This window comes from Gammaproteobacteria bacterium (genome assembly GCA_036381015.1).
Classification (GTDB): domain Bacteria; phylum Pseudomonadota; class Gammaproteobacteria; order Steroidobacterales; family Rariloculaceae; genus ZC4RG20.
The window spans coordinates 42,965-56,204 of the sequence record DASVDR010000020.1 but is presented as its reverse complement, the minus strand read 5'-3'; the positions used below and the strand labels follow the sequence as shown (position 1 = coordinate 56,204).

The 13,240-nt window shown below is 69.3% G+C and carries 12 protein-coding genes; 2 read left to right on the top strand and 10 right to left on the bottom strand.

Features of this window, described 5'->3' with window-relative positions:
* Positions 1-87 precede the first annotated feature (87 nt).
* The 4 genes from pstB to VF329_07590 all read right to left on the bottom strand — a co-directional run bounded on the left by pstB (position 88) and on the right by VF329_07590 (position 4,830).
* A complete protein-coding gene (pstB, locus tag VF329_07605; protein ID HEX7080861.1) occupies positions 88-945 on the bottom strand; it encodes a phosphate ABC transporter ATP-binding protein PstB in 858 nt (285 codons plus the stop codon).
* A gap of 68 nt (positions 946-1,013) precedes the next feature.
* A complete protein-coding gene (gene pstA, locus VF329_07600; GenBank protein ID HEX7080860.1) occupies positions 1,014-2,351 on the bottom strand; it encodes a phosphate ABC transporter permease PstA in 1,338 nt (445 codons plus the stop codon).
* Entirely contained in the window at positions 2,344-3,729 is a 1,386-nt protein-coding gene (gene pstC, locus VF329_07595) for a phosphate ABC transporter permease subunit PstC (GenBank protein ID HEX7080859.1), read from the bottom strand. Before pstC ends, pstA begins: the two co-directional genes overlap by 8 nt.
* A gap of 18 nt (positions 3,730-3,747) precedes the next feature.
* Positions 3,748-4,830, bottom strand: a complete 1,083-nt coding sequence (locus VF329_07590) for a PstS family phosphate ABC transporter substrate-binding protein (protein HEX7080858.1) — start codon at positions 4,828-4,830, stop codon at positions 3,748-3,750.
* Positions 4,831-4,882: 52 nt separating this feature from the next.
* On the opposite strand from VF329_07590, the gene dapE reads away from it, so the two are divergent.
* Both dapE and VF329_07580 read left to right on the top strand, forming a co-directional pair.
* Positions 4,883-6,013 (top strand): succinyl-diaminopimelate desuccinylase, encoded by a 1,131-nt coding sequence (dapE, locus tag VF329_07585; GenBank protein ID HEX7080857.1) that lies wholly within the window; start codon positions 4,883-4,885, stop codon positions 6,011-6,013.
* A gap of 157 nt (positions 6,014-6,170) precedes the next feature.
* Positions 6,171-6,872, top strand: a complete 702-nt coding sequence (locus VF329_07580) for a transposase (protein ID HEX7080856.1) — start codon at positions 6,171-6,173, stop codon at positions 6,870-6,872.
* Between the two features lie 68 nt (positions 6,873-6,940).
* Here VF329_07580 and VF329_07575 read toward each other — a convergent pair whose 3' ends face one another.
* The 6 genes from VF329_07575 to VF329_07550 all read right to left on the bottom strand — a co-directional run bounded on the left by VF329_07575 (position 6,941) and on the right by VF329_07550 (position 13,056).
* Positions 6,941-7,480, bottom strand: coding sequence for a disulfide bond formation protein B (locus VF329_07575; GenBank protein HEX7080855.1), 540 nt, complete (start codon positions 7,478-7,480; stop codon positions 6,941-6,943).
* Positions 7,477-8,217, bottom strand: coding sequence for a phosphate signaling complex protein PhoU (gene phoU, locus VF329_07570; protein ID HEX7080854.1), 741 nt, complete (start codon positions 8,215-8,217; stop codon positions 7,477-7,479). The genes VF329_07575 and phoU overlap by 4 nt, the downstream gene beginning before the upstream one ends.
* A 53-nt stretch (positions 8,218-8,270) precedes the next feature.
* Positions 8,271-9,599 (bottom strand): phosphate regulon sensor histidine kinase PhoR, encoded by a 1,329-nt coding sequence (phoR, locus tag VF329_07565; protein HEX7080853.1) that lies wholly within the window; start codon positions 9,597-9,599, stop codon positions 8,271-8,273.
* Positions 9,596-10,288, bottom strand: a complete 693-nt coding sequence (gene phoB, locus VF329_07560; protein HEX7080852.1) for a phosphate regulon transcriptional regulator PhoB — start codon at positions 10,286-10,288, stop codon at positions 9,596-9,598. The genes phoR and phoB overlap by 4 nt, the downstream gene beginning before the upstream one ends.
* Positions 10,289-10,438: 150 nt before the next feature.
* Positions 10,439-11,128 (bottom strand): tRNA (adenosine(37)-N6)-threonylcarbamoyltransferase complex dimerization subunit type 1 TsaB, encoded by a 690-nt coding sequence (gene tsaB, locus VF329_07555; protein HEX7080851.1) that lies wholly within the window; start codon positions 11,126-11,128, stop codon positions 10,439-10,441.
* Positions 11,125-13,056, bottom strand: coding sequence for an ATP-dependent DNA helicase (locus VF329_07550; protein ID HEX7080850.1), 1,932 nt, complete (start codon positions 13,054-13,056; stop codon positions 11,125-11,127). Before VF329_07550 ends, tsaB begins: the two co-directional genes overlap by 4 nt.
* Positions 13,057-13,240: the final 184 nt, after the last annotated feature.

The window sequence follows — 13,240 nt, the reverse complement described above, 5'->3', positions numbered from 1 at the left end:
CGCAACCGGGAAAATGGGGGGAAATGGTGTCTGGCGGGGAAAATGGTGTCAGACACGATTATCGGGAAAAGGTGTCTGACACCTTTTTCAGCCGAAGCGGCCGGTGATGTAGTCCTCGGTCAGCTTGTGGCGGGGGTTCGTGAAGATCTCGTCGGTGGGGCCGACCTCGATGAGCTTGCCGAGATGGAAGTACGCGGTGCGCTGCGAGACGCGGGCGGCCTGCTGCATCGAGTGCGTGACGATCACGATCGCGTAGTTGCGCTTCAGCTCGTCGATCAGGTCCTCGATGCGCGCCGTCGCGATCGGGTCGAGCGCCGAGCACGGCTCGTCCATCAGGATCACCTCGGGGCTCACGGCGATCGTCCTCGCGATGCAGAGCCGCTGCTGCTGCCCGCCGGAGAGACCCGTGCCGGGCTCCTCGAGGCGGTCCTTCACCTCCGACCAGAGACCGGCGCGCTCGAGGCTCGTCTGCACGATCCTGTCGAGCTCCGCGCGGTCCCGGGCGAGGCCGTGGATGCGCGGACCGTAGGCGACGTTGTCGTAGACCGATTTCGGAAACGGATTCGGCTTCTGAAAGACCATGCCGACGCGCGCGCGGAGCATCACGACATCCATCTGCCGCGCGTGGATGTCCTCGTCGTAGAGCTTGATCTCGCCGGTCACGCGGGCGGATTCGATCGTGTCGTTCATCCGGTTCAGGCATCGGAGGAACGTGGACTTCCCGCACCCCGACGGCCCGATCAGCGCGATGACCTCGTTCACGCCGATGTCGAGATTCACGTGCTGAATCGCGTGCTTGTCCCCGTAATACACGTTGACATCGCGCGCGGTGATGATCGGGTTCGCGGCTGTGAAGTCCCCGACGGTACGGTAGGTCGGCTCCGGCCCGGCGGCCGCGGGCGCAGCCGCTTGCCCGGACGCCGGACGCGGCGCGGTCGACGTCATGTCTTCGTTCGCCTGCCTTCGAAAGACTCGCATCGCAGTCTACTCCATTGCTGCCGGCTCGATCCGCGTCAGTAGCGCCGCTCGAAGCGCTTGCGCAGGAGGATCGCCGCGGCGTTCATCAGCAGCAAAAACGCGAGCAGCACGAGGATCGCGGCCGACGTGCGCTCGACGAAGGCGCGCTCGGGGCTGTCGGCCCAAAGGAAAATCTGCACCGGGAGCGCGCTCGCGGGATCGAGCGGCGTCTGCGGAACGTCGACGATGAATGCCACCATTCCGATCATCAGAAGCGGGGCGGACTCGCCGAGCGCACGCGCCATGCCGATGATCGTGCCGGTGAGCATTCCCGGAAGCGCGAGCGGCAGCACGTGGTGCAGCACCGTCTGCATCTTCGATGCCCCGAGACCGAGCGCGGCCTCGCGTATCGACGGCGGCACCGCCGTCAGCGCGGCGCGCGACGCGATGATGATCACCGGCAGCGTCATCAGCGTCAGCACGAGGCCGCCGACGAGCGGCGCCGAGCGCGGCAGCCCGAAGAGGTTGATGAAGAGCGCAAGCCCGAGCAGACCGAAGACGATCGACGGCACGGCCGCGAGATTGTTGATGTTGACCTCGATCAGGTCGGTCCAACGGTTGCGCGGCGCGAACTCCTCGAGATAAACGGCGGTGGCCACCCCGAGCGGGAACGACAGGAGCAGCGTCACGAGCAGCATGAAGAACGAGCCGACGGCCGCGCCCCAGATGCCGGCGAGCTCCGGGTCCCGCGAGTCGCCGGACGTGAAAAAGTAGCGGTTGAACCGGAGCGACACGCGCCCGCTCGCGTCGAGCGCCTCGACCCACTCGATCTGGCGATTCGACAGTCGGCGCAGCGCTTCCGGAAGGTCGCGGCGGGCGTAGCCCTTGACGAGCATGTCGACGTCGTCGTCCGCGAGAAGCCACAGGCTCACGGAGTCGCCAATCCGGCTCGGATCCTCGAGCGCGAAGTTGCGCAGCTCGAGGCCCGCGCCGGGGCTCAGAAGCGCGTAAAGCTCGCGCCGCTCCGAGCGCTCGGTGACACCCGGGACGAGCGCCTCGAGCGCGGCGCGGGCGAGCCGCTGGTAATTCGCCGTCTCGAGCGCGATCGGATCGCGCGTGCCTTCCGGGTCGATCACCTCGGGATCGAGCCTGACATCGAGCAGGATGCGAGTTTGGCGAAACGCGGTATGACCGTTGGCGATCAGCGTGTAGAAGAAGATGCCGAGGAACACGAGCCCGACGAGCATCGCCGCGAGCCCGAGATGCTTGAAGATCCGCTCGCGCCGGTAGCGGCGCGCGAGCCCCTCCGCAACGCGCTCCTTCGTCGCCTCGCGATTGACCGCGCCGTTCGCCTCGTCGCCCGCTGCCGGGCCCGCCTGCCGCTCGTCACTCATATTGTTCCCTGTATCGGCGCACGACCTTCAGCGCGACGACGTTCAGCGCAAGCGTCACGAGAAACAGCACGAGCCCGAGCGCGAACGCCGCGAGCGTCTTCGCGCTGTCGAATTCCTGGTCGCCGACGAGCAGCGTCACGATCTGGACGGTGACCGTCGTCACCGCCTCGAACGGATTCGCGGTCAGATTCGCCGTGAGCCCCGCGGCCATCACGACGATCATCGTCTCGCCGATCGCGCGCGACACGGCGAGCAGCAGCGCGCCGACGATGCCGGGCAGCGCGGCGGGCAGCACGACGCGCCGGATCGTCTCGGAGCGGGTCGCTCCGAGGCCGTAGGAGCCGTTGCGCAGCGCCTGCGGCACCGCGTTGATCACGTCGTCCGAGAGCGACGAGACGAAGGGAATGATCATGATGCCCATCACGAGACCCGCGCCGAGCGCGCTTTCCGACGCGACGTCGAGCCCCACGGCCTCGCCGATCCGGCGGATGTACGGCCCGACCCAGAGCGCCGCGAAATAGCCGTACACGACGGTCGGAATGCCGGCGAGCACCTCGAGCAGCGGCTTCGCGAAGCTGCGCACGCGGCGGTGCGCGTACTCGGACAGATAGATCGCCGACATCAGCCCGACGGGGGCCGCGACGAGCATCGCGATGCCGGAGATCAGCACCGTGCCGGCGAACAGCGGAATCGCGCCGAACGCGCCCGAGGAGCCGATCTGGTCGGGACGGATCGCGGTCTGCGGGCTCCAGTGGAGGCCGAACAGGAAGTCGATCGGCGAGACCTGGCGGAAGAACCGCAGCGCCTCGAACAGCACCGACAAGAAGATGCCGATCGTCGTCAGGATCGCGACGGTCGACGCCGCGACGAGCAGGTGCTCGATGACTTTCTCGACCCGGTTGCGGGCGCGGAACTGCGGGCGCACGCGCCGGAACGCGAAGCCGGCCGACGCGAGCGCGACCACGAGCATCGTGCCCGCGAGAAGCTGACGGCTCGTCTCGCGCAGCTCGGCATACCGCTCGGCGGCGGCCGTCACCGCGGGTCCCGGCTCGCGGAACACGAAGTTGCCTTCGACGAGATTGCGCACGTCGTTGAAGACGAGGCCGAGCCGGTCCTCCGGAAGCGCGCGCAGCTCCGCGGGGAGCGAATCGAAAACCGCCTGCCGCAGCACGACCGGCTCCACGACGTGCCAGATTGCGAAGAGCGCGAGCGTCGGCAGCAGGCACCAGAGCGCAACGTAGCCGCCGTAGTAGCCCGGCAGCGAGTGCGACGCCCGCCTCGGCGCGTTGATCGCCGCGGCGATTGCGCGCTGCCGGCCGAGCACGTACGACAGCGCGGTGAGAGCGACGAGCGCGATCAGGACGGTGGAGGACGTCACGGGCGGGGGAGCTCGCGGTCAGCGCACGTCGGCGACCGTGAGGATCTCGAGCGACTCGACGCGCGAGAGCATCTGGCGGCGCTCGACGTCCCGCAGCGGCACGAGGCCGAGCTCGGAGAGGTAGCCGAAGTCGCCGGCGGCCGTCTCGCCCATGAACTCGCGAAGATACCCCTCGATGCCGGGAATGACGCCCACGTGCGCCTTCTTGACATAGAAATAGAGCGGGCGCGCGATCGGATAGGTCCCGTCGGAGATCGTCTCGAACGACGGCCGGACGCCGTCGATCGAGAGCGGGCGAACGCGATCGACGTTCCGCTCGAGGAAGCTGTAGCCGAAGACACCGACGGCGGCCGGGTTCGAGTCGAGCTTCTGCACGATCAGGTTGTCGTTCTCGCCGGCCTCGATGTAGGCGCCGTCCTCGCGGATCGTGCCGCATACGGCGCGATGCGCGTCGCCGTCCAGGGCTGCGATCCAGTCGAACGCGTCGCATCCGCCCTCCATCGCAAGCTCGACGAACGCGTCGCGCGTCCCGGACGTCGGCGGCGGACCGAGCACCTCGATCTCGATGGCCGGCAGCGCCGGGTCGACGTCCGCCCACGTCCGGTAAGGATTCGGCACGAATCGCCGGCCACCCGCCGGATCGGGCACGTTCTTCGCAAGCGCGAGGTAGACGTCGCGGAGCGTCAGCGGCATCGGCTCTGCCTCGCGCGAGGCCGCGAGGACGATGCCGTCGTAGCCGATCTCGAACTCGACGACGCCGTCGACGCCGTTGCGATTGCAGCTCTCGATCTCGGATTCGGTGATCCGGCGCGAGGCGTTCGCGATATCCGGATGCTCGATGCCGAGGCCGGCGCAGAACAGCTTGATGCCGCCGCCCGTGCCGGTGGACTCGACCTTCGGCGTCTTGAAGCGCGTGGCTCTGCCGAATCGCTCGGCGACGACCGTCGCGAACGGATAGACCGTCGACGACCCGACGATGTTGATATAGTCGCGGGCGACCTGAGCCTGCGCCGTTCCGAGCGTGGCCGGGCCGGGGGCGAGAAGCGCCGCGGCAGCGAGGAGTCGAAAAGCCGGGCGCGGGCGGGCGGCGAGACGTCGCATCACGCCCGAAAGGTAGTCGAGAAATGTTACGAGATTGTTGCGAGGGGCCGGGGTGACGCACGACGTGGTCGAGCTTGCGCGCGCGCTGATCGAGCGCGCCTCCGTCACGCCCGACGACGCGGGCTGCCAGGAGCTGATCGCCGAAACGCTCGAGCCGGCCGGTTTCACGGCCGAGCGGATGCGTTTCGGGCCCGTCGACAACCTGTGGCTGCGCCGCGGGCGAGCCGCCCCGGTTCTCGTGTTCGCCGGGCATACCGACGTCGTGCCGGCGGGGCCCGACAACCTGTGGAGCGATCCGCCGTTCGGCGCCACCGTGCGCGACGGCCGGCTGATCGGGCGCGGAGCCGCGGACATGAAGGGGAGCCTCGCGGCGATGGTCAAGGCCGCCGAGCGCTTCGCGGCCGCTCACCCCGACGCGCGCGGCTCGCTCGGGCTCCTCGTCACGAGCGACGAGGAAGGCGCGGCCGACGACGGGACGGTGAAGGTCATGGAGCGGCTCGCGGCCCGCGGAGAGCTTTTCGACTACTGCGTCGTCGGCGAGCCCTCGAGCAGCGAGCGGCTCGGCGATACCGTCCGGATCGGACGCCGGGGCTCGCTGTCCGGATTGATGACGATCCGCGGCACACAGGGCCACGTCGCGTATCCGCTCGCGGCGGAGAATCCGATGCACGCGTTCGCCCGCTTCGTCGCGTCGATCACGCGGGAGCCGCTGGATCGCGGCAATGCGCATTTCCCGCCGACGACGTTTCAGATGGTGAACGTGCACGCGGACGCCGGCGCGCCGAACGTCGTGCCCGGCGAGCTCAAGTGCCGGTTCAACTTCCGCTACTCGACGGAGTGGAGCGCGGAATCGCTGTCCGCGCGCGTCGAGTCGGAGCTCCGGCGGCTCGGCATCGATTACGAGATCAAGTGGCGCGTGGCCGGGCGGCCGTTCCTGACGAAGGAAGGGCGGCTCACCGAGACGGTGCGGCAGGCGGTCGCGGAGGAGAGGGGCTTCGAGCCGGCGCTATCGACGAGCGGCGGCACGTCCGACGGTCGGTTCATCGCGCCGTACGGGATCGACGTGGTCGAGCTCGGTCCGGTCAACGCGACGATCCACAAAGTCGACGAGCACGTCGCGGTCGAGGACCTCCTGCGCCTCGAGCGCATCTACTTCCGCATCGCCGAGCTTCTGCTGACCTGAGAAAAAGGTGTCAGACACCTTTTCCGCGAAAAAGGTGTCAGACACCTTTTTTTGGGGACGCCTTTCTCGGTGCAGCGGCCGAAATCAGTCCTCACGTCGGCGGGCGTCTGTCGTCAGACTGTCGCCTTCCAACGCCTTCGCTCCGCGCATGTCCCGGATGCCCCGTGTCACCATGCCCGGCATCACGCTGCACGTCGTGCAGCGCGGCCACAATCGCGCCCGGGCGTTCTTCGACCGCGAGGACTACTTCCACTATCTCGATCTGCTCACGACCGCCGCGGCCCGATACGAGACGCGCGTTCATGCTTACGTGCTGATGACGAACCACGTCCACTTACTGCTCACCCAGGGTCGGCCGAACGGAGTTTCGCTGACGCTCCAATACGTTGCCGGCATCTACTCCCGGCGGATCAATGCCCGATACGGCCGGACCGGCAGCCTCTGGGAGGGCCGTTTCAAATCATCGCCGATCGACTCCGACCGGTACTGCCTGGCGTGCTACCGCTACATCGAGCTGAACCCGGTTCGAGCGGGCATCACGAAGCGGCCGGACGACTACCGTTGGAGCAGCTACCGGGTGAACTCGACGGGAGCCCCCTCGGTCTTGATCACGCCGCATCCCACTTACGATTCACTCGGGATCACTCCGCGCGGACGGGCGGAGCGGTATCGGGGGCTGGTCCAAGATGCCTTGCCGGAAAGCCTATTGCAGGACCTCCGCGAGAGCGTGCGGAAAGGGCTGCCGACCGGTAGCGACGACTTTCGCCGGCAGGTCGAGACTGCGCTGAAACGCCCGCTCGGGAGCGGCAGGCGAGGGCGTCCGCCGAAGCGCCGTCCGCAGAAGGGCGCAGACGAATAGGCTTCGCGCCCAAAAAAGGGTGTCAGACACCATTTTTTTCGAAAAGGTGTCTGACACCTTTTTTGCGGTCAGCGGGCGACGCGGCGCCAGTTCGCGGCGACGGCAAGCGCGCCGAGGATCACGAACCAGATCAGGACCCAGGCGGGCATGCTGAGGCCGAGGAAGGACCAGTTCACCTCGGCGCACTCGCCGGAGCCCGTGAACACCATCCGCAGCGCCTCGAGCACGGGGAACGCGTCGAAGATGTAGCCGAGCCCGGGGCCGCAGGCGGGAATCGCGTCCGGCGGCAGATTCTGCAGGTAGACGTGGCGGGCGGCGATTCCGATGCCGACCGCCGCGACGACGAGCCCGAGCCCCGCATAAGCGCGCGCGCCCAGGCCGACGGGCGCGTGCAGGGCCCCGGCGAGGAACACGAAGCCGAGCCCGATCATCGCGATGCGCTGGAAGATGCAGAGCGGGCACGGCTCGAGCCCGAGGACGTGCTGCGCATAGAGCGCGTAGCCCATCAATCCCGCGACGATCACGACGCCGAGCGCGTTCAGCAGCCGACGGTGCGTGCGCGTGGCGATCCAGCGCGGAGACGCGCCCTCCCCGACCGCCGCGATCACGAGCCGCCCTCGCGCCGCTGCGCGGCGAGCTGAACCTCGGCCTCGATGTTCTTCAAGCCGGTGTATCGCAAATCCTTCCCGTGCACCATGTAGATCACGTACTCGCCGATGTTCTTCGCATGATCGCCGATCCGCTCGAGCGAGCGCGCCACCCACATCGAGTCCATGACGCGCGATATCGTGCGCGGGTCCTCGATCATGAACGTGATGCCTTGTCGATAGATCGACTCGTATTCCTCGTCGACCGCGTCGTCCGCCTTCACGACGGCGAGCGCCGCGTTCGCGTCGAGCCGCGCGAACGCGTCGAGCGCGCCGCGCAGCATCTCCTTCACGTGCTGCGCGAGATTGCGCAGCTCCCGATAGTTCGTTGACGGCCGCTCGATGCCCGCCAAGCGCGCCGCGAGCACGCCGATCTTCTCCGCCTCGTCGCCGACCCGCTCGAGGTCGGTGATCGTCTTGATCACGGCGATGATCAGACGAAGATCCCCGGCCGCGGGGGCCCGCGTGGCCAGAATTCGGCTGCATTCCTCGTCGATCCCGACCTCCATGCGGTTGACCTTCGCGTCGTCCTCCGCCACGCGCAGGCCAAGCTCGCTGTCCGCCTCGATCAGCGCGCGCATGCCGCGGTCGAGCTGGTCTTCGACGAGGCCGCCCATCGTCAGAACGGCGTTGCGAATGCGCTCGAGATCCTCGTTGAAGCGCCGGGAGATGTGATGACCCAGGTCTTCGACTTCCATCTGGCCTCGCTCCTCCCGCAGCCGCAGCCGCGGAGATTGCGCAGAATTGGCGATTATACGACGGCTCGCTCGGACGATCGCCGCGCGTCGACCCCGCGCCGAGCCGTGCGCGCGGGCGGAAAGCGGCACGTGAAGGTGCTGCCCTCCCCTTCGCGGCTTTCGATCTCGAGCGTCGCGCCGTGCCGCTGCAGCGCGTGCTTGACGATCGCAAGGCCGAGCCCGGTGCCTCCGGTGGCGCGCGAGCGCCCCGGATCCACGCGGTAAAACCGCTCGGTGATGCGCGGTATCTGATCCTCCGGGATGCCGATGCCCGTGTCCGCGACGACGAGCACCGCGGCGCCGTCCTCGGCGCGCCACTCGACGTCGATGCGCCCGGTCCGCGGCGTGAAACGCACGGCGTTATGGATCAGGTTGTAGCAGACGGAGTGCAGCTCCGCGTCGCTGCCGAGCAGGCCGATCTCGTGATCGACGCGAAGCGCGATCGGCGGCGCGTCGCCGCGTTTCGCGAGCTCCTCGACGATCGTCTCGAGCATGCGCGCGACGTCCACGAGCTCGTGCGGCGCCTTGCGGTCGGCGGACTCGAGGCGGGTGAGCTCGATCAGATCCGTGAGGATCTGCGTCATCCGGTCCGCCTGGCGGCGCATCTCGGCGATCGGCGCGGCCCAGCTCGCGGGGAGATCCGGGTCGTCCGCGAGCGAGTCGAGATACCCGTTGATGACGGTGAGCGGCGAGCGCAGCTCGTGTGACGCGTTCGCGACGAAGTCCCGGCGCATCGTCTCGAGCTTCTTCGCGCGCGTGACGTCGCGGATGATCGCGAGGCGCTGGCTCTGGCCGTACGGGATCAGCTGCACGGCGAGCCACGTATCCGGCCGGTGCGGCGACGGAATCACGATGTCCTCGCCCTTCGAGCCGCTCAACGAGCGCACGAAGGCCGGATGCCGCACGAGGTTGTCGATGCGGTTGCCGATGTCGCGGGCCGGATCGAGGCCGAGCAGACGCGTCGCGGCGGGATTGAACCAGAGGATCTCGTGCTCCGCGTTCAGGATGATGCCGGCGTCGTTGAGCGCACCGGTGCTGTCCCACACCTCGCGCAGCAGGCGATGGTACTTCTTCTTGCGGTTGCGCGCCTTCGTCCTGATCTTGTCGATGCGGGCGAACATCTCGGCCCAGAGGCCCCGCGTCTCGAACGACGGCGCGCGCCGCTCGCCGTTCAGCACGCGGTCGAGCAAGTAGACGTTGCGCAGCACGTGCGCCACGTAAAGCGCGAGCGCCGCCGCGAGCCACCAGCTCACGCCGCCGAACCACAGGCCGAGCAGCACGGCGCAGGCGAGCCATGCTGCGAGGAACCCGAGTTGCGAAGCCCAGCGTTTCGGCAGTCTCACGCGCTGTCCGGCGAAAAGCGGTACCCGGCGCCGCGGACGGTGCGGATCAGTTTATCGTATCCGTACGGGGTCAAAGCTTGACGCAGCCGACGGACGTGCACGTCGACCGTGCGCTCCTCGATGTAGACATTCCCGCCCCATACGCGGTCGAGCACCTGCGCGCGGCTGTAGACGCGGTCCGGATGCTCCATGAAGAAGCGCAGCAGCCGGAACTCGGCGGGCGCGAGCGCGATCTCCTCGCCGCCTGCCGTGACGCGGTGCTGGGCGGTGTCGAGCTGCAAGTCCCCGACCGTCACGACCTCGTCCTCGGCCGGCGATCCTCGACGCATCACCGCGCGGATGCGCGCGACGAGCTCGCGCGGCGAGAACGGCTTCACGACGTAATCGTCGGCGCCGCCCTCGAGGCCCGCGACGCGGTCGTCCTCCTGCGCTCGCGCGGTCAGCATGATGATCGGAATCTCGCGTGTCGCCGGGTCGCGCTTCAGCTGGCGGGTGAGCTCGAGGCCGCTGACGTCCGGGAGCATCCAATCCATGACGATCACGTCCGGATAGCGGTCGACGATCGCCGCGCGCGCTTCCGCCCCGGTCGCGCCGGCGACGACCGTGTAGCCCGCGCGGCCCAAAGCGTGCGCGAGCAGGTCGCGTATCGGCTGCTCGTCCTCGACGATCAGTGCTCGTTTTCCGGTCATCCGTGGTCCGTCGACGGAGCTCGCCGCCATTAGAGTGCGGATATGTTACAGGCCGATGAATTCGCCGCGAAAACGGCGTCGCGCGCCCCGAAAAAAAGGGTCAGGCACCATGTTTCGAAAAATCGTGTCTGACACCATTTTTTGGCGAGGTCACCGGCGCCAGGCGCCCTCGTCGCGGAGGTACGTCGGCAGGGCGGCCTCGGGCGCAAGGAGGCGGCCGCGGGCGACGTCGGCGGCGGCGCGAACGAGCACGTCGCGGGCCGACGGCACGAGCTCCGCGGCGACGCGGCGGCTCCCGGCAAGCACGGGCGCAAGCTCGTCGGCGTAGGCGGCCCAGCCGTCCCCGACGGCCGACCAGCGCGCCGCCGGCGCGCCGGCTGCCGCCTTCGGCGCCTCGACCGCTTCCGGCGCGACGAGACGCTCGTCGCCGATCCGCTCGGCGCGGCCGTCGCGCACGACATAATGCGCGAGGTAGACCTCGCGCATCCGCGCGTCGACCAGAATCAGCGCGTCGTCGATCCCGAGCTCGCGCCAGGCGCGCTGCGCGAGCGCCTCGAGGCTCGAGACGGCCGCGACCTCGAGGCCCGCCGAGAGCGCGAGCCCCTGCGCGACGGCCGCCGCGATCCGCAGCCCGGTGAACGAGCCCGGGCCGCGCCCGAAGGCGATCGCGTCGAGATCGCGAAGGGCGAGGCCCGCGTCCGCGAGCAGCTCGTCGACGAGCGGCAGCACGAGGTCGGTCTGCTCGCGCGGCGAGGCGATGAGCCGCTCCGTCACCGCCGTGCCGTCGAGCAGCGCGATCGAGCCGACGCGGCTCGACGTCTCGAGCGCGAGAATTTTCATCCTACGAGCTCCGGCCGAGCGGAGCGCAGGGTTTGCGCGAACGCGATCGCCTCGTCGAGCTCGTCGATGAGCGGCATCTCCGGCAGGCTGTCGACGAACGCGCGTCCGTAAGGGCGCGTGCGGATGCGCGGGTCCCCGAGCACGATGAGCCCGCGATCGTCGAAATCGCGGATCAGCCGCCCGACGCCCTGCTTCAGCGCGAGCACGGCCTCCGGCAGCTGCGACTCGACGAACGGATCCCCGCCGTCGCGCCGGATCGCGTTCAGCCGCGCCTGCACGAGCGGGTCGCTCGGCACCGCGAACGGCAGCTTGTCGATCACGACGACGCGAAGCGCCGGGCCGCGTACGTCCACGCCCTGCCAGAAGCTACCCGTCCCGAGCAGCAACGCGGAGCCGTCGGCGCGAAACCGCTCTAGAAGCCGATTGCGCGGGCCCGTGCCCTGCACGAGCACCGGGCCCGGCGCCTCGCGCAGCTCGATCCACGCTTGCGCGGCATGCAGCGCGCGGTAGCTCGTGAAGAGAAGGAAAGCGCCGCCGCCCGCGGCCTCGACGATCGGCCACACCGCGTGCAGCAGCGCATCGACGTAGCCCTCGCGGCTCGGGTCGGGCAGCCCCTGGGGCAGGTAGAGCCGCGCGTTGCGCCGATAGTCGAACGGGCTCGGCAGCACGTGCGAGGCGGCCCGCGGCAAGCCGATCCGCTTCAGGAAGTGCGAGAAATCGTCGCCGACCGCGAGCGTTGCGGACGCGAATACCCACGCGCCGCCCTGCGCCTCGATCGAGGCCGAAAGCGATGCGCCGACGTCGAGCGGCGTCCAGTGCGCGCTGACCGCGCGCGGCGAGCGATCGAGCCAGCGCAGGCCGCGCTCGGCGTCCGCGCCGAGCACGGCCCCGAGGCGCGCGGACGCGTCGCGGCAGCGCTCCGCGAGACGCGCGAGCCCGGCGGCCGCGTCCTGGACCTCGACGAGCGCGGCTTCGAGCGCCGCGAGGCGGTCCGTCCAGGCGCCGAGCCGCTCGGCGAGCTCGGGTGAGACGCCGGCCCACGGCACGCGGCCGGCCGGCTCGCGTCCCGCGGCGATCCGCACGTCGCCCGCGGCCGCGACAAGCGCCTCGGCGCCGGCCTCGACGGCCGTGCCGGCCGCCGCCGCGCGTGCCTCCGCGACCGCGTCGCGCGCCAGCAGCTCGAGCTCGCGGCTCGACACGCCGACGCCGTAGAACTGCTGCGCGATGTCCGGCAGCAGATGCGCCTCGTCGACGACGACCGCCTCCGCCCCGGGCAGCAGCTCGCCGAAGCCCGACTCCTTGAGCGCGAGATCGGCGAGCAGCAGGTGATGATTGACGATCACGACTTGCGCCGCGAGCGCCGCCCGGCGGGCGGCGAGCACGAAGCAGCGATCGAAGAGCTCGCAGCGCCCGCCGAGGCAGTTGTCGACGGTCGACGTGATCCAGCCGCGGAGCGGATCGTCCTCCGGCAGATCCTCGAGCTCGCCGAGGTCACCGCTGCCGCCGGCATTGCTCCATACCCGAACCGTCTCCAGCGCCGCGGCGGCCTCGGCGCTCAGCGTGCCGCCGCGGAGCGCGAGCTCGAGACGATGGCGGCACAAGTAGTTGTTGCGCCCCTTCAGCAGCGCGACGTCCACCGGCCGCCCGAGCACGCGGCCGAGGAGCGGCAGATCGCGTCGATAGAGCTGATCCTGAAGCGTGCGCGTGCCGGTGGAGACGATCACGCGGCGCCCGGACAAGAGCGCGGGCACGAGGTAGGCGAAGGTCTTGCCGATCCCCGTGCCGGCCTCGATCGCGACGTGCTCGCCGGCGGCCACAGCATCGGCAACGATGCCGGCCATTCGCTCCTGAGCTTCCCGATATGTAAAGCCGGGCAGCCGCCGGGCCAGCGCGCCGGTCGGGCTGAAGACATCGGCAAGCTCGGGCATGCGCGCGACTATACCGTGAATCGTTCAAGCCACCCCGCGGCGAAAGCCGGCGCGGCGCCGGGAATCAGCGGCCGGCAGCCGCGGCAATAGGTGATCTCCGCATACCGTCCCCGGTCCGCCCCAGGGCGCCGCGGAGGGACGTGATTCGCGGGCCGGCACCCGATCCGTTTATACTTTGACGAAA

What these genes read in the sequence shown, in the direction of transcription:
- VF329_07590 (HEX7080858.1), bottom strand. Translation starts at nt 4,830, where the DNA reads ATGCGACGTCTCGCCGCCCGCCCGCGCCCGGCTTTTCGACTCCTCGCT.
- pstA (HEX7080860.1), bottom strand. Translation starts at nt 2,351, where the DNA reads ATGAGTGACGAGCGGCAGGCGGGCCCGGCAGCGGGCGACGAGGCGAAC.
- phoU (HEX7080854.1), bottom strand. Translation starts at nt 8,217, where the DNA reads ATGGAAGTCGAAGACCTGGGTCATCACATCTCCCGGCGCTTCAACGAG.
- VF329_07580 (HEX7080856.1), top strand. Translation starts at nt 6,171, where the DNA reads ATGCCCCGTGTCACCATGCCCGGCATCACGCTGCACGTCGTGCAGCGC.
- pstB (HEX7080861.1), bottom strand. Translation starts at nt 945, where the DNA reads ATGACGTCGACCGCGCCGCGTCCGGCGTCCGGGCAAGCGGCTGCGCCC.
- tsaB (HEX7080851.1), bottom strand. Translation starts at nt 11,128, where the DNA reads ATGAAAATTCTCGCGCTCGAGACGTCGAGCCGCGTCGGCTCGATCGCG.
- phoB (HEX7080852.1), bottom strand. Translation starts at nt 10,288, where the DNA reads ATGACCGGAAAACGAGCACTGATCGTCGAGGACGAGCAGCCGATACGC.
- VF329_07550 (HEX7080850.1), bottom strand. Translation starts at nt 13,056, where the DNA reads ATGCCCGAGCTTGCCGATGTCTTCAGCCCGACCGGCGCGCTGGCCCGG.